This window comes from uncultured Brevundimonas sp. (assembly GCF_937863155.1).
Classification (GTDB): domain Bacteria; phylum Pseudomonadota; class Alphaproteobacteria; order Caulobacterales; family Caulobacteraceae; genus Brevundimonas.
This window is the reverse complement of sequence record NZ_CALMFB010000007.1, coordinates 1-25,329: the sequence shown is the minus strand read 5'-3', so window position 1 is coordinate 25,329 and position 25,329 is coordinate 1. Positions and strand designations below refer to the sequence as shown.

The 25,329-nt window shown below is 69.6% G+C and carries 32 protein-coding genes; 11 read left to right on the top strand and 21 right to left on the bottom strand.

Annotated features, from left to right (window positions below; all coding sequences use genetic code 11):
• Positions 1-85: 85 nt before the first annotated feature.
• Both Q0581_RS00860 and purE read right to left on the bottom strand, forming a co-directional pair.
• Entirely contained in the window at positions 86-1,171 is a 1,086-nt protein-coding gene (locus Q0581_RS00860; RefSeq protein ID WP_298696497.1) for a 5-(carboxyamino)imidazole ribonucleotide synthase, read from the bottom strand.
• On the bottom strand, positions 1,171-1,662 hold the full coding sequence (gene purE / locus Q0581_RS00855) for a 5-(carboxyamino)imidazole ribonucleotide mutase (RefSeq protein WP_298696496.1): 492 nt from the start codon (positions 1,660-1,662) through the stop codon (positions 1,171-1,173). Before purE ends, Q0581_RS00860 begins: the two co-directional genes overlap by 1 nt.
• Before the next feature lie 122 nt (positions 1,663-1,784).
• On the opposite strand from purE, the gene Q0581_RS00850 reads away from it, so the two are divergent.
• Positions 1,785-2,351, top strand: coding sequence for a GGDEF domain-containing protein (locus tag Q0581_RS00850; protein ID WP_298696494.1), 567 nt, complete (start codon positions 1,785-1,787; stop codon positions 2,349-2,351).
• Between the two features lie 97 nt (positions 2,352-2,448).
• On the opposite strand, the gene Q0581_RS00845 is transcribed toward Q0581_RS00850, so the two are convergent.
• From Q0581_RS00845 to Q0581_RS00835, 3 genes are read right to left on the bottom strand one after another with little or no spacing between them, the layout of a single operon-like run.
• The gene (locus Q0581_RS00845) at positions 2,449-2,673 is read right to left on the bottom strand and encodes a DUF465 domain-containing protein (RefSeq protein ID WP_298696492.1); all 225 of its coding nucleotides are present in this window, start codon (positions 2,671-2,673) and stop codon (positions 2,449-2,451) included.
• 26 nt (positions 2,674-2,699) lie between these two features.
• A complete protein-coding gene (locus Q0581_RS00840) occupies positions 2,700-3,167 on the bottom strand; it encodes a TIGR02444 family protein (RefSeq protein ID WP_298696489.1) in 468 nt (155 codons plus the stop codon).
• The gene (locus Q0581_RS00835; RefSeq protein WP_298696486.1) at positions 3,164-3,760 is read right to left on the bottom strand and encodes a UbiX family flavin prenyltransferase; all 597 of its coding nucleotides are present in this window, start codon (positions 3,758-3,760) and stop codon (positions 3,164-3,166) included. The genes Q0581_RS00840 and Q0581_RS00835 overlap by 4 nt, the downstream gene beginning before the upstream one ends.
• A gap of 132 nt (positions 3,761-3,892) precedes the next feature.
• On the opposite strand from Q0581_RS00835, the gene Q0581_RS00830 reads away from it, so the two are divergent.
• Complete coding sequence (locus Q0581_RS00830; RefSeq protein WP_298696483.1) at positions 3,893-4,066, top strand: DUF465 domain-containing protein; 174 nt, start codon at positions 3,893-3,895, stop codon at positions 4,064-4,066.
• Between the two features lie 80 nt (positions 4,067-4,146).
• Here the strand turns inward: Q0581_RS00830 and Q0581_RS00825 are convergent, their stop codons facing one another.
• Positions 4,147-4,815, bottom strand: coding sequence for a cell cycle transcriptional regulator TrcR (locus tag Q0581_RS00825; protein ID WP_298696480.1), 669 nt, complete (start codon positions 4,813-4,815; stop codon positions 4,147-4,149).
• 215 nt (positions 4,816-5,030) lie between these two features.
• On the opposite strand from Q0581_RS00825, the gene Q0581_RS00820 reads away from it, so the two are divergent.
• Positions 5,031-5,705 (top strand): beta/gamma crystallin-related protein, encoded by a 675-nt coding sequence (locus Q0581_RS00820; protein ID WP_298696477.1) that lies wholly within the window; start codon positions 5,031-5,033, stop codon positions 5,703-5,705.
• Between the two features lie 59 nt (positions 5,706-5,764).
• Here Q0581_RS00820 and Q0581_RS00815 read toward each other — a convergent pair whose 3' ends face one another.
• Complete coding sequence (locus Q0581_RS00815) at positions 5,765-6,736, bottom strand: NAD(P)H-quinone oxidoreductase (RefSeq protein WP_298696474.1); 972 nt, start codon at positions 6,734-6,736, stop codon at positions 5,765-5,767.
• Positions 6,737-6,817: 81 nt separating this feature from the next.
• Here Q0581_RS00815 and Q0581_RS00810 point away from each other — a divergent pair, with 81 nt between their 5' ends.
• Positions 6,818-7,024, top strand: coding sequence for a DUF1192 domain-containing protein (locus Q0581_RS00810; protein WP_298696471.1), 207 nt, complete (start codon positions 6,818-6,820; stop codon positions 7,022-7,024).
• Positions 7,025-7,127: 103 nt separating this feature from the next.
• Positions 7,128-7,667, top strand: coding sequence for a DUF1465 family protein (locus tag Q0581_RS00805; protein ID WP_298696469.1), 540 nt, complete (start codon positions 7,128-7,130; stop codon positions 7,665-7,667).
• Between the two features lie 137 nt (positions 7,668-7,804).
• On the opposite strand, the gene Q0581_RS00800 is transcribed toward Q0581_RS00805, so the two are convergent.
• Positions 7,805-9,367 carry a L,D-transpeptidase family protein gene (locus Q0581_RS00800; protein ID WP_298696466.1) on the bottom strand — a complete coding sequence of 521 codons (1,563 nt, stop codon included), beginning with the start codon at positions 9,365-9,367 and terminating at the stop codon, positions 7,805-7,807.
• Positions 9,368-9,527: 160 nt separating this feature from the next.
• Positions 9,528-9,752: a 50S ribosomal protein L31 gene (gene rpmE / locus Q0581_RS00795; RefSeq protein ID WP_298696463.1), complete on the bottom strand. Its 225-nt coding sequence runs from the start codon at positions 9,750-9,752 to the stop codon at positions 9,528-9,530.
• A 134-nt stretch (positions 9,753-9,886) separates the two neighbouring features.
• On the opposite strand from rpmE, the gene Q0581_RS00790 reads away from it, so the two are divergent.
• The gene (locus Q0581_RS00790; protein ID WP_298696461.1) at positions 9,887-11,749 is read left to right on the top strand and encodes an ABC transporter transmembrane domain-containing protein; all 1,863 of its coding nucleotides are present in this window, start codon (positions 9,887-9,889) and stop codon (positions 11,747-11,749) included.
• Here Q0581_RS00790 and Q0581_RS00785 read toward each other — a convergent pair.
• The 5 genes from Q0581_RS00785 to Q0581_RS00765 all read right to left on the bottom strand — a co-directional run bounded on the left by Q0581_RS00785 (position 11,746) and on the right by Q0581_RS00765 (position 14,766).
• Entirely contained in the window at positions 11,746-12,552 is an 807-nt protein-coding gene (locus tag Q0581_RS00785) for an inositol monophosphatase family protein (protein ID WP_298696459.1), read from the bottom strand. The two genes, Q0581_RS00790 and Q0581_RS00785, sit on opposite strands and share 4 nt — an antisense overlap.
• A gap of 179 nt (positions 12,553-12,731) precedes the next feature.
• On the bottom strand, positions 12,732-13,301 hold the full coding sequence (efp, locus tag Q0581_RS00780) for an elongation factor P (protein ID WP_298696457.1): 570 nt from the start codon (positions 13,299-13,301) through the stop codon (positions 12,732-12,734).
• Positions 13,302-13,411: 110 nt separating this feature from the next.
• The gene (locus tag Q0581_RS00775) at positions 13,412-13,963 is read right to left on the bottom strand and encodes a tryptophan-rich sensory protein (RefSeq protein ID WP_298696454.1); all 552 of its coding nucleotides are present in this window, start codon (positions 13,961-13,963) and stop codon (positions 13,412-13,414) included.
• Positions 13,964-14,020: 57 nt separating this feature from the next.
• A complete protein-coding gene (locus Q0581_RS00770; protein ID WP_298696453.1) occupies positions 14,021-14,266 on the bottom strand; it encodes a helix-turn-helix transcriptional regulator in 246 nt (81 codons plus the stop codon).
• A complete protein-coding gene (locus tag Q0581_RS00765; RefSeq protein ID WP_298696450.1) occupies positions 14,266-14,766 on the bottom strand; it encodes a DUF2975 domain-containing protein in 501 nt (166 codons plus the stop codon). Before Q0581_RS00765 ends, Q0581_RS00770 begins: the two co-directional genes overlap by 1 nt.
• Positions 14,767-14,863: 97 nt before the next feature.
• Here Q0581_RS00765 and Q0581_RS00760 point away from each other — a divergent pair, with 97 nt between their 5' ends.
• Both Q0581_RS00760 and Q0581_RS00755 read left to right on the top strand, forming a co-directional pair.
• Positions 14,864-15,817: an ABC transporter ATP-binding protein gene (locus Q0581_RS00760; RefSeq protein ID WP_324523487.1), complete on the top strand. Its 954-nt coding sequence runs from the start codon at positions 14,864-14,866 to the stop codon at positions 15,815-15,817.
• Positions 15,817-16,539: an ABC transporter permease gene (locus Q0581_RS00755; RefSeq protein WP_298696445.1), complete on the top strand. Its 723-nt coding sequence runs from the start codon at positions 15,817-15,819 to the stop codon at positions 16,537-16,539. The genes Q0581_RS00760 and Q0581_RS00755 overlap by 1 nt, the downstream gene beginning before the upstream one ends.
• A 2-nt stretch (positions 16,540-16,541) precedes the next feature.
• Here the strand turns inward: Q0581_RS00755 and bfr are convergent, their stop codons facing one another.
• Together bfr and Q0581_RS00745 are read right to left on the bottom strand one after the other, a co-directional pair.
• On the bottom strand, positions 16,542-17,042 hold the full coding sequence (gene bfr, locus Q0581_RS00750; RefSeq protein WP_298696443.1) for a bacterioferritin: 501 nt from the start codon (positions 17,040-17,042) through the stop codon (positions 16,542-16,544).
• A gap of 127 nt (positions 17,043-17,169) precedes the next feature.
• A complete protein-coding gene (locus Q0581_RS00745) occupies positions 17,170-17,355 on the bottom strand; it encodes a (2Fe-2S)-binding protein (protein ID WP_298696441.1) in 186 nt (61 codons plus the stop codon).
• Between the two features lie 127 nt (positions 17,356-17,482).
• On the opposite strand from Q0581_RS00745, the gene thiE reads away from it, so the two are divergent.
• The 3 genes from thiE to Q0581_RS00730 all read left to right on the top strand — a co-directional run bounded on the left by thiE (position 17,483) and on the right by Q0581_RS00730 (position 20,709).
• On the top strand, positions 17,483-18,136 hold the full coding sequence (gene thiE / locus Q0581_RS00740) for a thiamine phosphate synthase (RefSeq protein WP_298696439.1): 654 nt from the start codon (positions 17,483-17,485) through the stop codon (positions 18,134-18,136).
• 73 nt (positions 18,137-18,209) lie between these two features.
• The gene (locus Q0581_RS00735; RefSeq protein ID WP_298696436.1) at positions 18,210-19,898 is read left to right on the top strand and encodes a sensor histidine kinase; all 1,689 of its coding nucleotides are present in this window, start codon (positions 18,210-18,212) and stop codon (positions 19,896-19,898) included.
• Positions 19,899-19,956: 58 nt separating this feature from the next.
• Positions 19,957-20,709 (top strand): hypothetical protein, encoded by a 753-nt coding sequence (locus Q0581_RS00730; protein ID WP_298696433.1) that lies wholly within the window; start codon positions 19,957-19,959, stop codon positions 20,707-20,709.
• Between the two features lie 9 nt (positions 20,710-20,718).
• Here Q0581_RS00730 and Q0581_RS00725 read toward each other — a convergent pair whose 3' ends face one another.
• The 5 genes from Q0581_RS00725 to aroC form a co-directional block, all read right to left on the bottom strand.
• On the bottom strand, positions 20,719-21,135 hold the full coding sequence (locus Q0581_RS00725) for a YkgJ family cysteine cluster protein (RefSeq protein WP_298696431.1): 417 nt from the start codon (positions 21,133-21,135) through the stop codon (positions 20,719-20,721).
• A complete protein-coding gene (locus tag Q0581_RS00720; protein WP_298696429.1) occupies positions 21,132-22,097 on the bottom strand; it encodes an alpha/beta hydrolase in 966 nt (321 codons plus the stop codon). The genes Q0581_RS00725 and Q0581_RS00720 overlap by 4 nt, the downstream gene beginning before the upstream one ends.
• Positions 22,098-22,102: 5 nt before the next feature.
• Positions 22,103-23,284 (bottom strand): acetyl-CoA C-acyltransferase, encoded by a 1,182-nt coding sequence (locus tag Q0581_RS00715; protein WP_298696426.1) that lies wholly within the window; start codon positions 23,282-23,284, stop codon positions 22,103-22,105.
• A 184-nt stretch (positions 23,285-23,468) separates the two neighbouring features.
• Positions 23,469-24,167, bottom strand: a complete 699-nt coding sequence (locus tag Q0581_RS00710) for a pirin family protein (protein ID WP_298696423.1) — start codon at positions 24,165-24,167, stop codon at positions 23,469-23,471.
• Positions 24,168-24,231: 64 nt separating this feature from the next.
• Complete coding sequence (gene aroC, locus Q0581_RS00705; protein ID WP_298696571.1) at positions 24,232-25,326, bottom strand: chorismate synthase; 1,095 nt, start codon at positions 25,324-25,326, stop codon at positions 24,232-24,234.
• Positions 25,327-25,329: the final 3 nt, after the last annotated feature.

Genomic DNA, 25,329 nt, shown 5'->3' with positions numbered 1-25,329 from the left:
CCCCTCCATTGCGACGGGGACGCTGGCATGACGCGGGCCGTGCGCCAACTTACGGAACGGTAATCGGCGAGGCTCGCAAGCCGGGTCAGGACTGCAGCGGCCGCACCCGGTTCACATGGGCCATCTTGCGGCCGGGGCGGGCCTCGGCCTTGCCGTACAGGTGCAGGCGGGCGTCGGCCTTGGCGGCCAGTTTCGTCCACTGATCCACTTCGTCGCCCAGCAGGTTGGTCATCTCGACGCGGGCATGGGCGGCGGTCGGCCCCAGGGGCCAGCCGGCGATGGCGCGCACATGCTGCTCGAACTGGTCGCAGACGCAGCCGTCCTGGGTCCAGTGACCGGTGTTGTGCACGCGCGGAGCGATCTCGTTGACCAGCAGCCGACCGTCGCCCAGGTCGAACAGCTCGATCCCCATGACCCCGACATAGTCCAGCCCCTCCAGCACCGCCCTGGCGATCGCGCGGGCGCGGCGCTCGGTCTTCGGATCGACCTCGGCCGGGGCGACCGTGGTCTTCAGCACCCCGCCGGCATGCAGGTTCTGGCCCAGCGGATAGACGGCGATCTTTCCGTCCCAGCCGCGTGCGGCGATGATCGACAGCTCGCGGGTGAAGTCGGCCCGCGCCTCCAGGATCGCCGGGCGTTCGCCGACCATATGCCAGGCGTCGGCAGCCATGCGGGCGGACTTGATCCACACCTGACCCTTGCCGTCATAGCCGTCGCGGCGGGTCTTCAGCAGGGCCGGCGTCCCCAGCCGCTCCAGCCCCGCCATCAGGTCGTCCAGGCTGTCGACCGGATGGAAGTCGACGGTGGCGGCGCCCACGGCGTTCAGAAAGGTCTTCTCCTCGACCCGGTCCTGGGCGACGCGCAGGGCGGTGGGGCCGGGGGCCACACGGGCGCCGCCCTCGGCCAGCCGCTCCATGGCCTCGGCGGGCACATTCTCGAACTCGAAGGTCACCACGTCGCAGACCCGGCCCATGACGTTCAGCGCGGTGGCGTCGTCATAGGCGGCGACGATCTGGCCGCGCGACACCCGGCCGGCCGGCGAATTCTCTTCGGGGTCCAGGATCACCACGTCGAAGCCCAGGCGAGACGCCGCCTGCGACAGCATCCGCCCCAGCTGGCCGCCGCCGACGACGCCTATGGTCGATCCGGGGGACAGGGGGAAATCGGCCATCAGTCCTCGACCGTCTCGGCCACGCCCTGGGTCTGGTCGTCGCGGAAGGCCGCCAGACGGTCCATCAGCGCCGGATCGGACAGGGCCAGGATCTGGGCCGCCAGAATGCCGGCGTTCTTGGCCCCCGCCTCGCCGATGGCCAGGGTCGCCACTGGCACGCCGCCGGGCATCTGGACGATGGACAGCAGGGAATCCAGACCCTTCAGCGCCTTGGACTGCACCGGCACGCCCAGCACCGGCAGTTCGGTCATGGACGCGGCCATGCCGGGCAGGTGCGCCGCGCCGCCCGCTCCGGCGATGATGACGCGATGGCCGGCCGCACGCGCGCCAGAGGCGAAGTCCCACAGGCGTTTGGGGGTGCGGTGGGCGCTGACCACCTTGGCCGTCCAGCCGACGCCCAGCCGGTCCAGCATGTCGGCGGCGTGTTTCATGGTCGGCCAGTCGGACCGGCTGCCCATGATGATGGCGACGGGAGGCGTCGTCTCGGCCATGTCGGGGTTCCCCGCTGTCGGAAGACGGCCCGTTACAGCAGCCGCGTTGCGCCCGCAACCGAGGGCGCTAGCATCGACCCTGCGCGGCCGCTGGTGAGTCGCGCTGCCGGAGCCTGTTTTTCGTGACCGACGTGGCCGCGACCGACCTGAACGCCGAGATCGCGCGCCTGCGGGCCGAGGTCGAGGCCCTGCGCCTGCGGGCCGAGGCGGCCGAGGCGGCGGCGGACCATGACGTCCTGACCCCGGCGTTGAACCGGCGGGGCTTCATCGCGGCGGTGAACCGGACCATGGCCTATTGTCAGCGGTACGCGGCGCCGGCTGTGCTGCTGTATCTGGACCTGGATGGGTTCAAGGGGGTCAACGACCGGCTGGGTCATGCGGCGGGCGATGCGGCCCTGGTTCGGGTGGCCGAGCTGATGCTGGCCAACCTGCGCGAATCGGACGCCGTCGGCCGGCTGGGCGGCGACGAATTCGGTCTGCTGATGCTGAATGCGGGGGTCGAGGAGGGGCGCGACAAGGCCCTGCGCCTGGCCACGGCGCTGGAGACCGATGGTTTCATCTGGCAGGGCGAGCGGGCGCAACTGGGCGGCTCGTTCGGTGTGCGCGCCTATGCGGGCCAGCCCGACGCCGAAACCTGGCTGGCCGAAGCGGACGCAGCCATGTGGGTGAGGAAGAAAGGCAGGGACTAGGGACTAGGGATTAGGCGGGGGACAGCGCCTTTGCCGCCGTGCGCGGGTGACACCATCTCTTCCCTAGTCCCTAGTCCCTAATCCCTAATCCCCCGCCTCAGGCGATGATATCCGGCAAGATCCGGGCTTCGATCTTCACCATCTCGTCGCGCAGGATCAGCTTCTTGCGCTTCAGCCGGGCGATCATCAGCTGGTCCGGGATCGGCATATGGCCCAGGGCCTCGATCGAGGCGTCCAGATCGGCGTGTTCCTGACGCAGGTCGCGCAGGCGGTCGTGCAGGGCCTGCTCTTCCTCGCTCAGCTCGGGACCGTGATCGTTCATGGCCGGGGCTTATAGCCGAGCTGGATTCACGCGGAAAGCCGTTGGTCCAGCGCCGTCAGCAGGGCGCGCGGCGCCGTGCCGGACCAGTCGCGGCAGACGGCGGCCAGGGCGTCGATGCACGGCGCTGTCGATGGCCGGTCTGCCGGTCGAGAGGCGGTCTCCAGCGCCTGAAGCAGATGACGCTCGGCGGTCAGCTCGACCGCCTTGACCTGATCGCGCACCGCCTGGCGGGCGTCGTCGTCCATGTCCAGGATGCGGGCCTTCAGGCGACGGCGGACGGCCCGCAACGGCGCCACGGCGGCGTCTTCCCAGGCGCGGGCGATGTCGCAGGCGTCGGCGCGGGCGTCGTCATCCAGGGCCCGGCCCGTCTCGGCGGCCCAGGCGGCCCAAAGCAGCAGGCAGACGTTCTGGCCGCCCGCGTCCTGAAGCTCCAGACAGGCTTCCGAGACGCCCGGCTTTGCGTAGGCCGCCACGGCCCAGGTCCACAGGCTCATTCGGCGCCCTTCAGTCCGGTCCAGCGGGTCACCGGCGCCCAGTCCAGGCCGAACAGGTCCAGCACCCGACCGACCGACTGGTCGATCATGGCCTCGATAGAGGCGGGGCGGGCATAGAGGGCGGGCAGGGGCGGGGCGATGACGGCGCCCATTTCCGCCAGGGCCGTCATGGTGCGCAGGTGGCCCAGGTGGAACGGCGTCTCGCGCACCATCAGCACCAGGGGGCGGCGCTCCTTCAGCGTCACATCGGCGGCGCGGGTCAGCAGGGACGAGGTCACGCCGGTGGCGATCTCGCCCATGGTCCGCACCGAACAGGGGGCGATGACCATGCCCATGGTCTTGAACGAACCGGACGCGATGGAGGCCCCCACATCGGCCAGGCGGTGCGTCACATCGGCGCGGGACGCCAGATCGTCCGGCGTCAGATCGGTTTCCTGAGACAGGGTCAGCAGCGCCGCGCGGCTGACGACCAGATGGCTTTCGACGCCCAAGTCGCGCAGGGCGTCCAGCATGCGCACGCCGTAAGTCACGCCGGATGCGCCGGAAATCCCCACGACCAGGCGCGAGGGCGGGTTCCGTACGGCTCCGTTCACGGGATGGGCCAATTTGGAGTCCAGTCTGCTTCGGGTCCGGGCCGGGCCGCCGCGCGTCACTGGAATGTGATTACACAAGCGGCCGGGTCCGGGCGCTGACTGTGTGGTCCCTAAGCCAAGGAGGCGCAAGCCATGACTATTGATGCTCGTATCCGCGAACTGGGCAATCGTCATCGCCAGCTGGAAGAAGCCATCCGCCAGGAGATGATCCATCCCGCCGCGGACTCGCTGCAGCTGAGAAGTCTCAAGCAGCGCAAGCTGCGGCTCAAGGAAGAGATCAACACCCTACAGGCCGGGGCCGGCTGATACGGCCGATCCGAGCTGAAAATGCGAACGGCCCCGGGGCGAACCCGGGGCCGTTTTTCATGCCGGAAAGCGACGGATGGTCAGTCGCGCGGGCCGAACACGGATTCGGCGGTGTGGCCGCCCTGATCGCGCTCGTCGACTTCGGGGGCTTCGGGTTCGGCCTCGACCGCTTCCTCGGCCGCCGCGTCCAGGGTCGGGCCGCCGCGCTTGGCGTCGTCCTTGGCCTTCTTCTCGGCGGCCTTCTTGACCACTTCGTCCAGCTGCAGCTGGCCGACCAGGCCCAGGGTCACCGGATCGACCGGCTTGATGTTGGGGCTGTTCCAGTGGGTGCGGTTGCGCACGCTTTCGATCGTGGCCTTGGTGGTGCCCAGCAGTTTGGCGATCTGGGCGTCGGTCACTTCGGGGTGGTGACGCACGAACCAGGCGATGGCGTCGGGTCGGTCCTGGCGGCGCGAGACGGGGGTGTATTTCGGCCCGGTCTTGGTCGGCTTCAGCAGTTCGGCGTGGCGGCTGACCACCGCCTTCATGCGATAGTTGGAATCGGCGTGGGCCTTGTCCAGTTCGTCGCGGGTCAGCTGGCCGTTGACCAGGGGATCGGCGCCGCGGATGTCGCGCGCCACATCGCCGTCGGCGATGCCGCGCACTTCCAACGGGTGCAGGCCGCAGAAATCGGCGATCTGCTCGAACGTCAGCGAGGTGTTGTCGACCAGCCAGACCGCGGTGGCCTTGGGCATCAGAATGTCGGTCATGGGGCTATGTCCCGGCGAATGGCCCGGCGAAGCCAGGCGTTGGATACGACGGCGCCCGACCTTTCGGCCGGGCGCGATTGGAGCCGATATAGTCCCATTCGCCTGAAAAGAAAACGCTGCCCGACAGTGTCGTACAGCCAAGGTTCATGTGGCATGTTGAACTCTGTTCCTCATCGGCGCGTTGAAGCGCCAGGGACTGTTAGATGGAGGGATCCATGATGTTGCTCGCCACCGCCGCTGCTGCGGCCACCATGATGACGGCGCCGGCGCAGGATCGCGCCCCGCCGATGGCCGAACGGGTCGCCCCGCGCGGCAGCTATGCGCAAAGCTGTTCGGGTTCCTATGTGAACCAGGGCCGCCTGTACGCCGACTGCCGCGACACGCGCGGCCGGATGCGCGGCACCTCGATCGAACTGAGCCGCTGCACCCCGCACGACATCACCAATAACGACGGCCTGCTGATCTGCGGCCCGAACCGTGGGTCTTATGAAGATCGCGGCGGCGGCGGCAATAACGGCGGCGGCTGGGGTAACGGCGGCGGCAACAATGGCGGCGGTTGGGGCGGCGGCAACAGCGGCGGTGGCGGCTGGGGCGGTGGCAACAACGGCGGCGGCTGGGGCGGTGGCCGGGATTCGGTGACCGTCTATCGCGACGCCAACTTCCGCGGCGCCTCGACCACCTTCAATGGTGAAATGCCGAACCTGGATCGCACCGGCTTCAACGACGCCATCAGCTCGATGCAGATGCGCGGCCGCTGGGAAGTCTGCACCGACGCCTTCTTCCGCGGCAACTGCCAGGTGATCGACGGCGACGTCCGCAACCTGGACCGCTGGGGCCTGAACGACCGCATCTCGTCCATGCGTCCGGCGCGTGGCGGCGGCCGCTGGTGATCTGAACGCCTGAGGCTAAGTGACTGAGGCTGGGGCCGGTCCGTTTCGACGGGCCGGCCTCATGCTGTCAGGACCACCTTTCCGACATGCCCGCCTGCTTCGAGCCACTGGTGGGCGTCCGCCGCCTGCGACAGCGGATAGACCGCATCGATCCGGGGCCGGACCAGACCGTTTGCGACCCAGGGCCAGACGACATCCTCAACCGCCCGCGCCAGTCGCGCCTTCTCGTCCGCTGGGCGGGATCTCAGGGTCGATCCGGTCACCACGATCCGTTTCAGCATCAGCCGCATCAGGTCGATCTGGGCCACGGCGCCCGACTGGGTGGCGATGACGACCCAGCGCCCGCCCGCCTTCAGCGCGCCCTGGTTCAGGGCCGCATAGTCCGCCCCCACCATGTCCAGCACCACGTCCACGCCGCCGAACTCCGCGATGGCGGCGGCCATGTCGTCCGTCGTGGCGTCCAGGCTCAGGTCCGCGCCCAGGTCGCGCGCCGCCTGGGCCTTGTCCGATCCGCGCGAGGTGGCGACCACCCGCGCGCCGGCCGCCCTGGCCATCTGGATGGCGGTGACGCCGATGCCGCTGGTCGCGCCATGGACCAGCAGGGTCTCGCCGGCCTTCAGCCCCCCCGCCTCGAACACATTGGCGAAGACGGTGAAGACGGCCTCGGGCAAGGCGGCGGCCTGGATCAGGTCGAGGTCGCCGGGAACCGGCAGGGCGTGCCGGGCGTCGACCACGGCCAACTCGGCATAGCCCCCGCCGCCCAGCAGCGCACAGACCCGGTCGCCGACGCGCCAGCGCTCGACCCCGTCGCCGACCGCATCGACGGTTCCGGCGACCTCCAGCCCCAGGATGTCCGAGGCGCCGGGGGGCGGCGGATACAGGCCCTTGCGCTGGACGATGTCGGGCCGGTTCACCCCGGCGGCGGCCACGCGGATGCGGATCTCGCCCGGTCCCGGTGTCGGGTCGGGCCGTTCCGCCAGCGTCAGAGCCTGGGCCGGGCCGTGGCCGCCGGCGATGTCGATGACCTTCATGGCGGCGGCTTTCCCTTGCAATCGTCCGTCTGCGGGCGTTCAGATAGGGGTTTGCAGGGCGCAAGGCCAAGGGAGGCGGCAATGACCTTCGACGATCTGGACCCCCGACCCCAGCGAGGCGCGGCTCTGGCCGCCCTGGCGCGCGAGGATCTGGAACTGTACTCGGGCGAGGAACTGCACGAACGGATCGCCGCCCTGGAAACGGAAATCGCCCGCATCCGCGCCGCGCTGGAGGCCAAGAAGGCCAAGATCAGCGCCGCCGACGCCCTGTTCAATCTCGGCTCATGATCTGGAATGGGTCAGTCGCCGCTGGCATGGGGGTTGCAGGCCGACCGTGCGCGGCGCCGATCCGGCCCGACAGTGACACGGACCCGTTTCGGACCCCATGCGTATGACCGAGTTTTCTTCCGACGCCCATGATGCCGCCGCCGAGGCCGTTTTCACGGCCGGGCGCGACCGCGAGACGGTCGTGCGCGACTTCGCCGCGTCGGAACTGTTCGACCGCACCTTCGCCGAGGGCATGGCCCTGGTCGAGGAGACGGCCGCCTATCTGGACGGCGACGGGCGGCGGGACTCCAAGCTGCTGTCGCGGGCCACGGCCTTGGCCTATGCGTCGGAAAGCATGAAGCTGACCACGCGGCTGATGCAGATCGCCTCATGGCTGCTGGTCCAGCGCGCGGTGCGCGAGGGCGACATGACCCCGGCGGCGGCGGCCGAGCCGCGCTATCGCCTGGCCGACCGCAAGACCGAGGTCGATCCGACCCACCCGGACCTGCCCATCGCCCTTATCGAATATCTGGTGCGCACCGATCGCCTGTACGACCGCGCCCTGCACCTGGACCGGCGCATGTATCAGGACGCGGTCGAGGACGCCCCGCTGAACCCGGTGCAGAGCCACATGGACCGCCTGGCGGCCGCGTTCGGCAACTGACGTCGACCTTACATCGTCGTCCTCGGACTTGATCCGAGGATCAGAGGCCGCGGCATGCTGGGCGCGAAATCCCAAACGACGCAGCGGTCGAACGTCTGGCCCTCGGGTCAAGCCCGAGGGTGACGGGTCGAATAAACCTACGGCCCGACGTCGTTGCGGTCCGTGCGGCCGTCATCGACCGGGCGGGGCAGGCTGACGGCGATGCCCAGGGCGCGGGCCAGCTTTTCGTCGCGGGAATAGACGTCCTCGCGGAAGGCGACGCGGCCCTGGCCGTCGACGAAGGCGGTCCAGTATAGCAGCCGCACCCCGATCTCGCGCCCCGTCTGGATGCGGGTCGTGGTCTTGGCGTCCAGCGCCGTGTCGAACCGGCCCAGCAGCGTCGGGTCCGGCGACAGCAGCAGGCGGGCGAAGTCGATGGCGCCCTGCACCCGCACGCAACCGTGGCTGCGATGGCGATAGGCGTTGTTGAACGCCGCCTTGGACGGGGTGTCGTGCAGGAAGATGGCGTAGCTGTCGCGCAACTCGAACTTCACATAGCCCAGGGCGGCCTGCGGGCCGGCGCGCTGAATCACCTGGCCGTTCGAGATGTACATGTTCTGGCTGGCCAGATAGCCGGGACCGCGCGGCAGGATCTCGTTGCGGGCGATGCCGGCGGGCACATACCAGGGCGGATTGGCCACGACCGAGGCGAACGGCTTTTCCAGGCTGGGCGTCTGGTTGGCCGGGGTGCCGACGACCACGCGGTTGGAGTGAACCGGCTTGCCGTCCTTCCAATAGACCATGATGGCGGCGGCGGTGTTGACCTCGATCCGTTCGGGCTCGACCTCGCGCTTCAGCCAGCGGCGGCGTTCCAGGTTCAGGGCGATCTGGCGGGCGCGATCCTCGGCCGAGGCCGACAGGGACCGCTGGGTGCCCGTGCCGATGCGGGCGTCCGCTGCCAGGCCGTGCCGGGTCTGGAAGCTGCGGACGGCGGCCTGAAGTTCCGATCCATAGACCAGACCCTCGGCCGTCAGGCGCGGGGCGTCGGCGGCGGCCAGGTCGCCCTCGGCCGCCAGACGGGCGATCAGGGCGGGCATGCGCGCATCGCTGGCGCCCGGTTCGATCGTCGCGCCGGGGCGGAAGGCGGGCCAGCCGCCTTCGCGGATCAGGCGGCGATAGCGGATATAGCCGGCCGACAGATTGGAGTAGCCGATGTCGGTGGGAGGCAGGGCCTCGAACCATTCGACCAGGCGGCTGCGGCCCAGGGCGTCGCTGAGACCGCCAGGCAGGTCGACGCGGTTCTTCTGCATCTCCCACAGGTCTTCGACCGTCTCGGGACGCACCCGGCCCTCGGCCAGGACGCGGGCATAGCCCAGGGCGGCGGCGGTGGTGCGGATCTCGCTGCTGGCCGGATCGGCCGCCAGGCCCACGAAATCGAAGAAGTCGCCCTGTGACAGGCCGTGACGCTCGGCCCGGCCGGCGGCGTCGTTCAGGGCGCGCAGACGGTCCTGGGTCCAGACCGGACGCCAGCCGTTCATTTCATAGAAGGCGCGCACGTCGCCTTGGATCGTCGAGGGCAGGCGGGCCAACTGGTCGTTGAACCCGTCATAGAAGGCGATGGCCGCCGCATCGCGCGCACCGGCCGCACTCTGGGCCGCCGCCTGTCCGGCCAGACTCATGGTCGCCGCCGCGACGCCCAGACCCAATTCCCGTCGGTTCATCGTCAATCCGCTTTCGCCCGGACTGGCGCAGAACACCGCGTTCACGCCCCCGTACCGAACGCCGTCGATGTTATCGGCGTTCCGGGAAAACAAAAAGCGCCGCACGCGGGGTGCGACGCTTTTCGACAGCCAGGTGCGGCGCAGGCGCCGCTATCGGGCCTTACTTCTTCATGAAGCCGGCGAACTTGTTGTTGAAGCGCGACACGCGGCCGCCGCGGTCCATCAGGTGCTGATTGCCGCCGGTCCAGGCCGGGTGGGTCGACGGGTCGATGTCCAGGTTCAGGACGTCGCCTTCTTTGCCGTAGGTCGAACGGGTCTGATAGGTCGAACCATCCGTCAGGGTGACGGTGATGAAGTGGTAGTCGGGGTGCGTATCGGGCTTCATGGGCTTCGTCCGGTCTCTGGCGCGATGACGATGCCGACCGTCGGTGCGCGAAAAATGAGAAGCCCGCCAGAGAGTCCGGCGGGCGAGCGGCGGCGTTTACACCGGGGGGCGTTCCGGGGCAAGAGGCGGGCGCCATGACCGACATTCCCGCCGCCGCCGATTCCCGCCAGGCTTCCGACCGCCCCGGCGCGGGCGCCCTGCTGGCCGAACAGATGGGCGAGGCGGGCGAGCGCCGGGCCAAACGCCGCGACGTGCGGCCGCTGGGGCGTCTTTGGCCCTTTCTGATGCGGCACAAGCTGGACGCCGCCATCGCCGGCTTCTGGCTGATCCTGTCCACCGTCGCGTCGCTGGCGCTGACGGCGACGGCCCGCGGCGCCATCGACCACGGGTTCGAGGACGGCGGGGCGGGCATCGACCGCTGGTTCATGCTGCTGGGGCTGAACGCCGTCTTCCTGGGCGTCGCCACGGCGGTGCGCTATCTCTATGTCACCAAGACGGGCGAGCGGGTCATCGCCGACGTGCGCAAGGCCCTGTTCCAGCAGATCGTGTCGCTGGACCCGGCCTTCTTCGCCTCGATGCGGACCGGCGAGGTGCTGTCGCGCCTGACCACGGACATCCAGCTGGTGGACACCCTGCTGACCACCTCGGTGTCCTATGCGCTGCGCAACTTCCTGACATTGCTGGGGGGCACGGCCCTGCTGTTCGTGGTCAGCCCCAAGCTGACGGGGCTGGTTCTGCTGGCGGTGCCGCTGCTGCTGGGGCCGCTGTTCCTGTTCGGCCGCCGGGTGCGCAAGTTGACCGTGGCCAGCCAGGACCGGTTCGCCGGGGCCGTGGGCTTCGCCGGCGAAAGCGTCGATGCGCTGGAGACCGTCCAGGCGTTCGGCCGCGAACAGGCGGCCGACAGCCGGTTCGGCGCGGCGGTCGAGGATGCGTTCGGCGTCTCGCTGCGCCGCATGCGGGCGCGGGCGCTGATGACCGCCATGATCATCACCGTCATGTTCGGCGGCGTCACCCTGGTGTTGTGGCTGGGGGCGCAGGATGTGGTGGCCGGCCGGATGAGCCCCGGAACCCTGCTGCAATTCGTGCTGCTGTCGGTGTTTGTGGCCGGCGCCGTGGGCGCCCTGGGCGAAAGTTGGGGCGATGTTCAGAAGGCCGCCGGGGCCATGGAGCGGATCGACGAACTGATGCGGGCCCTGCCGTCCATCGCGCCGCCCGCCGCGCCCGCCATCCTGCCGTCGCCGCCGCGCGGCGAGGTGTCGATGACCGATGTGCGGTTCGCCTATCCGGGCCGGCCGGACCTGCCGGCGCTGAAAGGCTTCGACCTGACCGTGCGGCCGGGCGAGACCGTGGCCCTGGTCGGGCCGTCGGGGGCGGGCAAGTCGACCGTGTTTCGCCTGCTGCTGCGCTTCTATGATCCGCAGGGCGGGGTAGTGGCGGTGGACGGGGTGGATGTGCGCGACGCCGATCCTCTGGATGTGCGGGGCCGTTTCGCCTGGGTGTCGCAGGAGGCGCCGCTGTTTTCCGGCTCGGCGCTGGAGAACATCCGCTTCGGCCGCGAAACCGTGACCCTGGACGAGGCGCGCGAGGCGGCGGACGAGGCCCAGGCCCTGAGCTTCATCGAGGCCCTGCCCCAGGGCTTCGACACCCCCTTGGGCGAGCGGGCCAAGAGCCTGTCGGGCGGTCAGAGGCAGCGGCTGGCCATCGCCCGCGCCCTGGTGCGCGAGGCGCCCATTCTGCTGCTGGACGAGGCGACCAGCGCCCTGGATGCCGAGAATGAACGTCTGGTCCAGGCGGCCCTGGATCAGGCCATGGCTAAGCGCACCACCCTGGTCATCGCCCACCGCCTGGCCACGGTGCTGAACGCCGACCGGATCGTGGTCATGGACGACGGCCGGGTGGTCGAACAGGGCACCCACGCCGAACTGATCGCCCAAGGCGGCCTCTACGCCAAGCTGGCGGATCTTCAGTTTCGAGGGGCGGACGCAGAGTCGGCCTAGGCCGCGCGCAGCACCTTGCGCAGGGCGCCGTGGACGTCCGGGTTGGCGGCCAGGATCTGCTGGCCTTTGGCGGGGTCGCCGTCGGCGTCGATGGTGGTGACCAGGCCGCCGGCCTCATGCACGAACAGCAGGCCCGCCGCGACGTCCCACGGCCGCAGGTTGCGTTCCCAGAAGGCGTCGTAACGGCCGCAGGCGACCCAGGCGAAGTCCAGGGCGGCCGAGCCCAGGCGGCGGATGCCGGCGACACGTTGGCCGACCGCGTGGATGTCCTTGATCGCCTGGGCGTGGCCGGTCTTGCCGATGAAGGGCAGGCCGGTGGCGATCAGACAGTCCGACAGATCCTTGCGCCCGGCGCAGCGGATGCGGCTGTCGTTCAGATAGGCGCCCTTGCCCTTTTCGGCCCAGAACATCTCGTTCAGCACCGGATTGTAGGTGACGCCCGCCACGATCTCGGTCGCGCCGTCCGGCGCCGTCCGCTCCAGCGCCACGGTGATGGCGAAATGCGGCATGGCGTGGATGAAGTTGGTGGTGCCGTCGATGGGATCGACGATCCAGCGGTGGGTCTTGTCCGTGCCTTCGACCGCGCCGCGCTCCTCGCCCAGGAAGCCATAGCCGGGCCGCGCCTTCAGCAGCAGTTCGAACAGGGTTTCCTCGGCCTTGATGTCAGCGGCGGTGACGAAGTCGCCCGGCCCCTTGCGCGAGGTCTGCAGGTTCGACACCTCGCCGAAATCACGCAGCATCGGCCGGGCGGTCTTGCGGACCGCATCCATCATCACTTGCAGCAGGGCGGAGGCGAGGGCCATGGGAATCTCCTGGTCCGCATGACCTGCAAGGCGTCCAGCCCGGTCATGCGGAGAAGTTCAAACACTGATCGGCCCCGGATGAGGTCGATGAAGGTGATTGGTGGATAGTGATTAGTGATTGCCGATGGGGGACATCAGAGGCCGAACCGATCCCTGACCACTAATCACTGTCCACTCCGTCAGTCCGCGCGGCGGACGTATTCGCCGGTGGTGGTGTCCACCACGATGCGTTCGCCGGCGCTCATGTACGGCGGGATCATGATGCGCACGCCGTTCGAGGCGATGGCGGGCTTATAGGACGAGGACGCCGTCTGGCCCTTCACGGTCGGCTCGGTCTCGGCGACTTCCAGAACGACCTGTTCCGGCAGTTCCAGGCCGATCGGGCGGTCTTCGTGCGACTCGATGATGACCTTCATGCCTTCCTGCAGATAGGGGATGCGCTCTTCGCCGACCCATTGCTTCTGCAGTTCGATCTGCTCGTAGTTTTCGTCGTTCATGAAGACCAGGCTGTCGCCGTTGTCGAACAGGTACGAATAGTCGCGCTGCTCCAGCGTCACGCGCTCGACCTTGTCTTCCGAGCGGAAGCGTTCGTTCAGCTTGTTGCCCGTCTCCAGGTTCTTGGCTTCCACGTTGGCGAAGGCGCCGCCCTTGCCGGGCTTGACGTGGCTGGCCTTGGTCACGACCCACAGGCCGCCGTTGTGCTGGAGCACCATGCCGGGCTTGATGGTGTTGCCGTTGATTTTCGCCATGGGGATCACTGTCTGATGGGCGCGGCCCGTCCCGTGACAGGCGTGCGAAATGAGGGCGCGATCCCTAGAGGAAGCGGGCGAAAAGGGCAATGGGGCGCGCCCAGCGGCCCTCAGTGCACCGTGTGTTCGGTTCCGGCGCGGCGGTCGATGCGGTTGGCCACGCGCACGGCGGCGCCGGTGGGGGCCGCCAGCTTGCCTGCGCCGGGGTCCAGCTTGCGCGCCTCATGGGCGAAGGCGGCGGCCAGACCCGCCGTCGACATGGCGGCGGCGACCTGAAGCGTGCGGCTGGCCGGACGCAGGGCGATCCACACGGCGTTCAGCGACTGGGCGACGGCCCACAGGGCCATGGCCCGCGTGCGCTCGGGCCGGGCCGGGGCGTTCCACACCCGCACCGCCGACAGGGTGGTGGCTGAAAACACTGCGGGCAAAATCAGGCTGAAGGCGCCGCGCGGCCGTTCGGTGATGGGCGCATCGCCCTGGCGCGCATCCGCCAGCCGGCGCGGGCGAGGATGGATCGCGCCGCGCGCCACCGCCGTGGCCAGAAGGGCGAAGCCGGCGGTCAGGGCCACGCCGATCATCACATGGCCCATGCTGCGCCCCTCGGCGTTCAGCAGGTCGGCGGCGCGGTCGCGCACCTCGTCGATGGCGTCGTCTATGGGCATGGCGGTTTCCCTGGTTCTGTCGTCAGAACAAAGGGCGCGCAGCCCGCAGCGGTTCCGTCAGTCCGTCTCTTCGGCGTCGGGCCGGCTCAGATCCGCAGGGTCCATCTCATAGTCCAGCAGGTCGCCCGGCCGGCAGTCCAGCGCCGCGCACAGCCGCGCCAGGGTGGCGAAACGGATGCCCTTCACCTTGCCCGAGCGGAACAGCGACAGCTGGGTCTCGCTGAGGCCGACCTGGGCGGCCAGGTCGCGGGCCTTCAGTCCGCGCGCGACGATCAGGGCGTCCAGGGTGACACGCACCGGCATCAGATCATCTCGTCCATCTCGGCCTGAACCCGGTCAGCCTGATCGACCACGCGGCCCAACAGGAACAGGGCGCCGCCGATCATGCCCAAGGTCATGGCGCCGACGTCGAAGTTCAGATAGCCGCCCTTGGCCGCCCCGGCCGCGCGCAGCAGATTGGTCATCAGGAAGACGGTGAAGACGGCGCCCAGACCGACCGACAGCCCGACCCGGCGCAGGGCCGAAGCCAGGGTCGGCTGGATCAGCCGCCCATTGGCCAGTTGTCCCATGGCCCGTCCGATCGACCAGACCGCGAACAGATAAAACACCGCCGGAGTCAGCCAGATCAACGAGATGGCCGTATGCTGTGCATCCATCGCCCGGCCATTGATCAGCCAGTTCAGGACCGGAAAGACCAGATGCGCCAGCAGCAGCATCGCGCCCACGCTGATGACCATGAAGATCGAGAGCCAGCGGAACTGGCGGCACATGCGGCGAAAGCGGTCGAGGTCGAGGGCGGTCATGGGGCCGGGTCCGTCTGTCCGATCTTTAATCTTGACTTAAAGATCGCGCCTTCTCAGTCTTTAGGCAAGACTTAAAGTTCAAGGCGCGGGGCGGGTGATGGCGGCGATCGAGACACAGGGGCTGACGCGGGTGTTCCGGGGCCGCCGCGGTGAACGGCGGCTGGCCGTCGATGCGGTGTCGATGACCGTGCCCAGGGGCGCCGTCTATGGCTTTCTGGGGCGCAACGGGGCGGGCAAGACCACGACCTTGCGGATGCTGACCGGCCTGATCCGTCCGACTCAGGGGACGGCGGGGATCGACGGCGTCGACGTGGCGGCCGACCGGATCGGCGCGGCGCGCAGGGTCGGCGCCCTGCTGGAGGCGCACGGCTTTTATGGGCATCTGACCGGGCGCGAGAACCTGGATCTGACGCGCCGGCTGCTGGCCCTGCCGCCGACCGAGATCGACCGGGTGCTGGAGGCGGTCGACATGGTCGAACACGCCGGGCGGCGGGTGTCGGACTATTCGCTGGGCATGCGCCAGAGGCTGGGCCTGGGCCGCGCCATGCTGGGGGCGCCGCCGATCCTGATCCTGGACGAACCGACCAACGGCCTGGACCCCGGTGGCATCGCCCACATGCGGCGCTTTCTGAAGACCCTGCCGGACCGGACGGGCGCGACCGTGCTGCTGTCCAGCCACCTGCTGGGCGAGATCGAGCAGACGGCGACCCACATCGGCGTCATCCATGACGGCCGGCTGGTGCTGGAAGGGGAGCTGGCGCGGCTGAAGGCCGAACAGACGCCGCGCGTTCTGGCTCGCACCGATGACCCCGCGCGGGCGGCGGCGGCCGTCAGCGCGCACGGGCTGGCGGCGACGCTCGACGGGGATCGACTGGTGATCCAGCCGGGCGCGGATCAGGGCGCGGACGCGGTCAGCGCGGCGGCCAACGCCATCCTGGTCGCGGCGGGCATCGCCGTCTTCGCCATCGGCGCCGAGGCCCGTTCTCTGGAGGGCCTCTATCGCCGGGTCACGGCCCGCGACGCGGCCATGACACAAGAGGAGGCCGCGTGATGTGGACCGTTCTGAACATCGAGATCCGCAAGCTGAACCGGTCGCTGGCCCTGCTGCTGGCGGTGACGGCGCCGTGCCTGATCGGCATCTTCGGCTTCTTCAACATCACCCGTTTCGACCAGGCGGGGCCATGGGAGCAGTGGCTGCTGACCTCGGTGGGGGTCTGGGCCTTCTTCATGCTGCCGATGAGCGTGACGGCCCTGACGGCCCTGGTCGGGCAGATGGAGCATTCGCCCCGTTCATGGGACCATCTGCGCGCCCTGCCGGTTCCGCGCTGGAGGCTGTACGCCGCCAAGGCGGTCTGCGTCCTGGGTCTGGTCGTGCTGATGTCGGCGCTGAACCTGGCGCTGACCTATGGGGCGGTGCAGTTGGCGGCCCATGTGAAGCCCGCGATCCGCCCGACCGGCGATCCCGAACTGCTGAAGACCGCCTGGGTGCTGGCCAAGGTGCTGGCGGCGGCCCTTTTGATGATCGCCATCCAGTTCTGGGCCGCCCTGCGGTTCGCCAGCTTCGTGCCGGCCCTGGCGCTGGGCATCGGCGGCACCTTCTTCGCCGTGGTGGCGACCGGGGCCAAGCAGGGGGTTTTCTTCCCCTGGCAGATGGCGGTCAATGTCATGGGCGAGGGCTGGCGGCACGACACCGCCCTGATGCTGGGCGCCGGCCTGGGCGTCGTGGCCCTGACCGCCGCCATCGCCCATCTGGCCTGGCGCGAGGCGCGCTGAGTTCAGCCGCCGGTGGCCGCGCCGTCGTTGATGATCTCCTTCATCGCCGACTGCAGATAGTTGGCCGCGCCCATCAGCTCGATCAGCTTGTGCTGGTTCTCCAGGAAGTCGATGTGTTCCTCGGTGTCGGCCAGGATCTTCATCAGCAGGTCGCGGCTGACGTAATCGCGGGCCTCCTCGCACTGGGTCACGGCGGCGGCGGTCGCGGCGCGGCTGTCGATCTCCAGCTTCAGATCGGCGCCCAGGCATTCGATCGGGTCTTCCCCGACCTTCAGCTTGTGCAGATCCTGCAGATTGGGCAAGCCGTCCAGGAACAGGATGCGTTTGATCAGCATGTCGGCGTGCTTCATCTCGCCGATCGATTCTTCGTAGATGACGTGGCCCAGGTGGGCCAAGCCCCAGCTTTCGAACATGCGCGCGTGCAGGAAGTACTGGTTGACCGCCGTCAGCTCGTTGGTCAGCACCGCATTCAGAGTGCGGATGATCGCGGGATCGCCCTTCATGGCCTCAAGTCTCCTGCGCCGCGGATTCGACGGCATGCAGGGCCATAACACGAAGCCATCGGCTTGTGTTCACTTGCGAATACTTATCATCACATTGAAAATGCGAGTGATTATTGCCGTCACAAACCTATTCAGCCGCCATGGCGAAGGCGTCGCGGCTCTGCTGGATCATGTCGCGCATCTCGCACACGCATTTGGCGCACTGGGGCGCGCACTGGTGGCGTTCGAACACCTCGCGCGGGCGCACGGCGCCGGCTTCGATGGCCAGGGCCACGTCGCGCTGACGCAGGCCGTTGCAGTTGCAGACGTACACGGGCGGCGAACTCGGGCTGCCGTTGAGAACGGTTCTCCATAGCAGACGCAGCGGCGACTGCAAATCGTTCGCATGGCTGCGGCCGCGCCCCGTTGACGCAGGGCGGCGAAGGGGGCAGGGCGAGGGCATGGCCCGCACCCCTGTCGCTCCGCCTCGTCCGCCCTGTCGGCTGTATCTGCTGACCCCGCCGCAGATCGCGGACCTGGACGTCTTCGCCGACAGCCTGGACGCGGTGCTTCAGGCGGGCGACGTCGCCGCCTTGCAGATCCGGGTGAAGCCCGCCTCGGACGACGACATCCGTGCGGCGACGCGGCGCCTGGCGCCCATCGCCCAGGCGCGGGGCGTGGCGGTGATCCTGAACGACCGGCCCGACCTGGCGCGCGAACTGGGCTGCGACGGAGTGCATGTGGGCCAGGGGGATGCGCCCCTGGCCGAAGCGCGACGGATCATGGGACCGGACGCCATGATCGGCGTCACCTGCCATGACAGCTATCACCTGGCGATGGAGGCGGCCGAGGCGGGGGCCGACTATGTGGCCTTCGGCGCCTTCTTCCCGACCGAGACCAAGGCGGTGACCCACCAGGCCGAGCCTGTTCTGCTGACCGCCTGGCAGGAGGCGATGGAAATTCCCTGCGTGGCCATCGGCGGCGTCGACGCGGGCAATGCGGGCGAGCTGGCGCGCGCCGGGGCCGACTTCGTGGCGATCAGCGGCGCCGTCTGGGCGCACCCTGACGGCCCTGTCGCGGGCGCCCGGGCGATCCGCGCGGTCCTGGAAGGCTGATTTCTCCGGCTTCAGAGGATGTTAGGAGACCTGTGGTTGGGTGTCGGTCACGCGACTGACCGAGACACCCACGATGACGAGCCGCGCGCTCTCCGCTGACGATCTATCGCCGGGCGCCGAGCAGGCCCCGGAACACCGCGCCGCATCGGGTCATCGTCAGGGCGCCGCGGCCCTGTTCGCGCAACCCCTGGCCCCCATTCTGACGGCCGTGGGCGTGGCGATCCTGATCGTCTCCTGCGTTCTGTTCGCGCGGTCCGCCGGCCTGGTCACGGCCCTGTGGGGCGCGGGCGGACTGGCGGTCGCGGTCTGGCTGCGCAGCGGCCGGGGCTTTACCTATGACCTGTGTTTCGGCGGCCTGATCATGGCCGGCGTGCTGGCGGGCGAATTCCTGGCCGGCAACCCGCCGCGGTTCAGCCTGATGTTCACCGCCGCCAACATGATCGAGATCATCGCCGCCGTGGTTCTGGCGCGACGGTTCGCGCCGACGCTGAACCTGTCCACCGTCGAGGGTGCGGCGCGTTTCCTGCTCAGCGCGGCGGTGGTGGCGCCCTTGCCCGCCGCCGCCTTCGCGGCCCTGATGCTGGAGCGGATGACGGGCGCGGATCCGTTCCTGACGTTCCAGACGTGGTGGTTCGGCCATGCCCTGGGCATGGCGGTCATCGGGGGCTTCGGCCTGGCGTTGACGCGGCGGCATCTGTTGATGCTGCGCAGACCCTGGCGGATGATCGAGGCTGTCGGCCTGTTCGCCATGCTGATCGGCGCCTGCGCCCTGGTCTTCATCAAGAGCCCGGTTCCGCTGAGCTTTGTCCTGCTGCCGCTGATGCTTCTGATCGCGGCGCGTTTCCGCGTGATGGGCACGGCGACCGCTCTGCTGATCGTCGCGGTCTTCGCGGTCGGCGGCGCCATGGCGGGGCAGGGGCCGTATGTCCAGGGGCATGAGCGCGCCCAGGCGGCCCTTCTGGCGCAACTGCTGGTGCTGTTCGGCTATACGCCCACCCTGCTGGTGGCGGCCTTGCTGGACGAGCGTGATCGTCTGGCCGACCGGGCCAAGGCCGGTCAGCGCCGCGCTGAACTGGCGTCCGAGGCCAAGTCGCGCCTGCTGGCCAATGTCGCCCACGAGATCAAGAGCCCCGTCGGCGGGGTCATCGGCATCGGCGAGCTGTGGGCCGGCGGCCAGTTGGGTCCGACCACGGCGTCGCAGACCGAAATGGCCCAGATGCTGGTCAAGACCGCGCGTCAGGTCGAGGCCCTGGCCCATGACCTGCTGGACGTCGCGCGCGCCGAATCCGGGGCGGTCAAGGTCGAGCTGCGGCCCACAGACGTGCCGGGCCTGCTGGAGGATGTGCGTCGCGGCGCCCAACTTCGGCCCGAGGCCCAGGGGCTGCGGATCGAAACCCTGTGCGAAGGCGATGGTCTGGTGGCCCTGGCCGACTCGCAGCGCCTGACCCAGGTGATCGGCAATCTGACCAGCAATGCGATCAAATACGGCGCGTCCGGCGGCATCGTGGTTCTGCACGCCCGGCGATCCGACGACTGCGTGCGGATCGAGGTCGTGGATCGCGGGCCGGGCCTGTCGCCCGAGAAACAGGCCCAACTGTTCGAGCCGTTCAATCGCCTGGGTCTGGAACGCAGCGCGGTCGAAGGCCACGGCATCGGCCTGGCCCTGGCCAAACGCCTGACCGAACTTCAGGGCGGCGCCATCGGCGTCACCTCGACCGTGGGCGAAGGGGCCGTCTTCTGGGTGGAAATGCCGCTGGCGTGATGCGGGTGTGGCTTTCCGGGCCTTGCCGTCGCGCGCCGGCGGGGCGAAGGTCGGGGTCATGAAAACAGTCGTTCTGCCGGCCCTGGCCGCCGCCGCCTTCGTTCTGGCCCTTCCGGGCGTCGCCTCGGCCCAGTCCAGCGGCGCCAACAGTTCCTTCCTGACGCGCGAGCTGAACCGCGCGCCGCCGGCCGCCGTTCTGCCGACGCCGGGCGAGGTGACCACGCGTCCGGCGCCGCAACCGGTCCCGACGCCCGCTCCCGCCGCTCCGGTCGCCGCCCCGCCGGTCCTGGCGCCGTCCACCGCCACGCGGCCGCCTGCGACATCGGCCGCTCCCGCCGCGTCGCCGCCCGCGACCGTCCGGCCGGCGACGGCTTCACCCACGCCCCCGCCCGCGCCGACGCCCGCGCCGGTGGCGGCTGAACCGGCCCCGCCCGCGCCGCCGCCGCCGACCGTGCTGAACACCGCCGCCGTCGCCGCCCTGCCGTTCCGCGTCGATCTGCCGGCCGGTGTGCAGATGACGACGGGCCGGCCGGGGCCGAACTTCAACGTCTGGACCATCCGCAAGGGCGAGACATCGCTGGTCATGATCTATGCCGGGCCGGGGTCGCAGTTCCCGATCTATGACGGCCAGATGGTCAATGCCGGGGGCCGCAGCTCCATCGTGGTGACCGAGAACAACCAGCGGCTGGCGCTGGAGCATCTGTTCCAGCGAACCACGGCGCCGGCCGAGATCCACGTCTGGGTCGCCAGCGTGGACGGCGAGGATCGCATCCTGGCCGAGCGCATCGCCCAGACCGTCGATCCCAAATAGGCGGCGGCGTCAGCCCTCGCCGCGTCGCACCGGCGTCTCGCCGCCGAACGGCTCCAGCCGCACCCCGCGTCGGCCGACGAAGACCAGCACCTCCTTGCCCGTGTCGGCGGTGCGGCGCAGTCCGCTGAGATACGGCTCCTTGCGCCACGCCAGGGGGTTGGACGGCTCGCATTCCACGATCAGCTGGTGCTCATGCTCGCTGTGCAGGATGAAGCCCGACACATTGGGCTTCCATTCCGGCCCCAGCCGGTCGTCCGACAACAGCCAGACACAGCTGAACACCCGGCAGTCGCTGGGCCGGTCGTCATAGATGCCGCAGCCCTTGGCGCGTCGGAACTGCCGGCACCATTTGTGCGCCGGCTTGGCCAGGGCGGTGACGGCCATGACCTTGCAGCACAGGCCGCATTCGTCGCAGGACTTGCTCATTGCGGCCAATGGTGACGCGCCGCCCAGGCCAGGGCAAGCGCGGGCCAGGCCTGGGCCGGACGGCCGGCGATCAGGCGCACGCCAAAGCCATGGCCGCCCTCCTGGAACAGATGCGCCTCGACCGGCACACTGGCGGTTCGGAGCGCGGCCAGCAGGTTCAGGCTGTTCTCGACCGGCACCGCCGCATCGTCCAGGGCATGCAGCAGGAAGGTCGGCGCCGCGCCGGTCCAGTCCATCCGTTCCAGTGAATAGGCCGCGATCCTGTCGGGCGATGGCGCCTCGCCCAGCAGATGCCGCCGCGACCCGGCGTGGACATGCGGGTCGGCCATGGTCGCCACGGGATACAGCAGGATCGACAGGTCCGGCCGGTGCGACAGGGCGTCTGCTGCGTCGATGGGAGCGTAGGCCGCATCGCTGCGCGCCGCCAACAGGCCCGCCAGATGCCCGCCGGCCGAGGCGCCCAGCACGGCGACCTTGGCGGGATCACGCCCCTCGGCCACGGCGGCGGCGCGGATCAGGCGCAGGGCGCGCTGGGCGTCCTGAAGCGGCGCATCCGGTCCGGCGGCCCAGCCGTCGGCGGGCAGGCGATAGCGCAGCACGTAACAGGTGACCCCGGCCGCCGCGAAGACGCGCGCGACGTCCAGCCCCTCCTTGTCGACCACGGCCCAGCGATAGCCGCCGCCGGGGATCAGCAGCATGGAGGCACCACTGGCCCGTTCGGGACGCACGACGCTCAGGATCGGGTCGGTGGTGTATTGGGCGTAGCGGTCGTGAAAGCCGGGGTCGGTCGATCGCTCGACCACCTGGGGCGTGACGCGCACGCCCTGGCCGCCCGGCGCGCCGTTGGGCCACAGGCGGATCGTCTCGGTCGGATCGGGCGGAGCGACGGTCTGAGCGGAAGCCAGGCCGGGCAGGGCCAGAACACCCGCGACCAGGCTTCGGCGATCCAGCCCCCCGGCCACCGTCGTCAGGCCAGTTCGACGGCCATGGCCACGGCCTCGCCGCCGCCGATGCACAGGCTGGCGACGCCCTTCTTGCCGCCCCGCGCCTGAAGCGCCGACAGCAGGGTGGCCAGTATGCGCGCGCCCGAGGCGCCGATGGGGTGGCCCAGGGCCGTTGCGCCGCCGTTGACGTTCAGCTTGGCCCGGTCGATGCCCAGGTCCTGCATGGCGATCATGGCCACGACGGCGAAGGCCTCGTTGACCTCCCACAGGTCCACGTCCTCGACGCTCCATCCCGCCTTGGTCAGGGCCTTCTGCATGGCGGGCACGGGGGCCGTGGTGAACAGGCCCGGCTCGTGCGCATGGGCCGCGTGGCTGACCACGCGGGCGACGATGGGCAGGCCCAGCGCCTTGGCCGTGCTTTCGCGCGTCATGACCAGGGCGGCGGCGCCGTCGCTGATGGAGCTGGCGTTGGCGGCGGTGATGGTCCCGTCCTTGGCGAAGGCGGGGCGCAGGGTCGGAATCTTGTCGGGATTGGCCTTGCCCGGCTGTTCGTCGACCGAGACGACCTCGACCCCCTTGCGGGTGGTCACCTGGACCGGAACGATCTCGGCGGCGAAGGCGCCGCTGTCGATGGCGGCGTTGGCGCGGCGCAGGCTTTCGATGGCGTAGTCGTCCTGGGCCTCGCGCGTGAACTGATAGTCGCGGGCCGAATCCTCGGCGAAGGCGCCCATCAGCTTACCGGGCGTATAGGCGTCCTCCAGCCCGTCCAGATACATGCTGTCGGAAATGACGTCGTGGCCGATGCGGGCGCCGCCGCGATGCTTGGCCATGACATAGGGGGCGCCGGTCATGCTCTCCATGCCGCCGGCCACGATCACCTCGGCCGTGCCGGCCATCAGGGCGTCATGGGCCATCATCGCCGCCTGCAGCCCGGACCCGCACATCTTGTTGACCGTGGTCGCCTCGACATGCTGGCCCAGGCCCGCGCCGATGGCCGCCTGGCGCGCGGGGGCCTGACCCAGGCCGGCGGGCAGGACGCAGCCCATGTAGATCTGCTGCACCTTGTCCGGCGCCACGCCCGCCCGTTCGACCGCCCCCCTGACCGCCGCCGCGCCCAGATCGGTCGCCTTCACACCCGACAGCGCCCCCTGGAAGCCGCCCATGGGCGTGCGGGCGAACGAACAGATGACGACGGGATCGGACATGGAGGACTCCAGCGTTTCAATCAGGCGCTAGATCGGCCGTAAGGGGCGGGAAGGCAAGAGTGAGATCCTCCCCCGTCGGGGGAGGTGGCTCGGCGCGCAGCGACGAGACGGAGGGGGCCAAGCGTGCACCAGCCCCCTCCACCGCTAAGCGGTCCCCCTCCCCCGATGGGGGAGGATTTGCAGTTTAGCGGCTGTCGACCATCACCAGTTCGGCGTCGGCCGTGGCGGTGATGGTGATCGCGGTCTCGTCGACGATGCCCGCGCCGTCGCGCGCGTTCAGCGTCACGCCATTGACGTCCACCGCCCCGACGGCCGGCACCAGATAGGCGCGGCGGCCCGGCGCCAGATCATAGGTCAGGCTCTCGCCCGCCTTCAGCGTGGCGCCCAGAACCCGCGCGTCGGCGTTGATCCCCAGGGCGTCGTCGCCTTCCGGGTCGCCCGAGGCCAGGACGGTGAATTTCCCGGTCCGGTCGGCCTTGGGAAACGCGCGCTGGCCCCAGCCGGGCTGGGCACCCGGCTTGTCGGTTTCGATCCAGATCTGGAACAGGGTGGTGGTTTCGCCTTCCAGGTTGAACTCGGAATGGCGCACGCCGGTCCCCGCGCTCATCACCTGGACGTCGCCCGCGCCCGTGCGGCCGCGGTTGCCCATGGAATCCTCATGGGTGATGGCCCCGGTGCGGACATAGGTGATGATCTCCATGTCCGAATGCGGATGGGGCGGAAAGCCGGACCGGGCCGCGATCTCGTCGTCGTTCCAGACGCGCAGCCGGCCCCAGCCCATGCGCGACGGGTCATAATAGTTGGCGAACGAAAAGTGATGCCGGGCCTTCAGCCAACCGTGGTCGGCCCCGCCCAGGCTGTCGAAACGTCGAACGTCGATCATGTCAGGTCTCCCTCAAAAGATGGCGCGAGGCGCCGTTTGAGGTGAATATAGGTAACCGAAGCTGTTACGAAAGGGGCGCGGTCTGCGCCCTATGTCTCAGCATCGCGTCGGCCAGGACGCAGGCGGCCATGGCCTCGACTACCGGCACGGCGCGCAGGGCGACGCAGGGGTCGTGGCGGCCCGTGGTGCGAAGGTCCGTCTCGGCGCCGTCGCGGGTGATCGTCTGGCGCGGCGTCAGGATGGAGGAGGTGGGCTTGAACGCCACCCGCGCCGTGATCGGCTGGCCGGTGCTGATCCCGCCCAGCACACCGCCGGCCTGGTTGGACAGGAAGGCGGGCGTCCCGTCCGGCCCCAGGCGCATCTCGTCGGCGTTGTCTTCGCCCGACAGTTCGGCCGCGTCGAATCCGGCGCCGATCTCGACTCCCTTGGCGGCGTTGATCGACATCAGGGCGGCGGCCAGTTCGGCGTCCAGCTTGCCATAGAGGGGCGCGCCCCAGCCGACGGGCACGCCGGTGACCTCCAGCGCCACCACGGCCCCGATGGACGATCCGGCCTTGCGCACCCCGTCCAGATAGTCCGACCAGACCTCGACCACATCGGCCGAGGCGGCGAACAGGGGATTGGCGTTCACGGCGTCGAAATCGACGGCGTCGGGCGCGATCTTGTGCGGGCCGATCTGGACCACGCCGGCGCGGATGACGATGCCTTCGCCCAGAACCCGGCGCGCCACGGCCCCCGCGGCGACGCGGCTGGCCGTCTCGCGCGCCGAGGATCGCCCGCCACCGCGATGATCGCGCACCCCGTATTTGGCCTGATAGACATAGTCGGCGTGGCCGGGCCGGAAGGCGCGGGCGATGTCGCCATAGTCTTTCGAGCGCGCGTCCTCGTTCTGAATCTGGATGGCGATAGGAGTCCCGGTGGTGACCGGCCCGGCGCCGTCGTCGAACACCCCGGACAAGATGCGGGCCGTATCGCTTTCGCGCCTCTGCGTCACGAAACGGCTGCCGCCGGGCTTGCGTCGGTCCAGCCAGGGCTGGATGTCGCCCTCGCTCAGCGGGATCAGCGGCGGACAGCCGTCGATGACGCAGCCGATCGCCGGCCCATGGCTTTCGCCCCAGGTGGTGACGCGGAACAGATGGCCGAAGGTGTTGTGCGACATGTC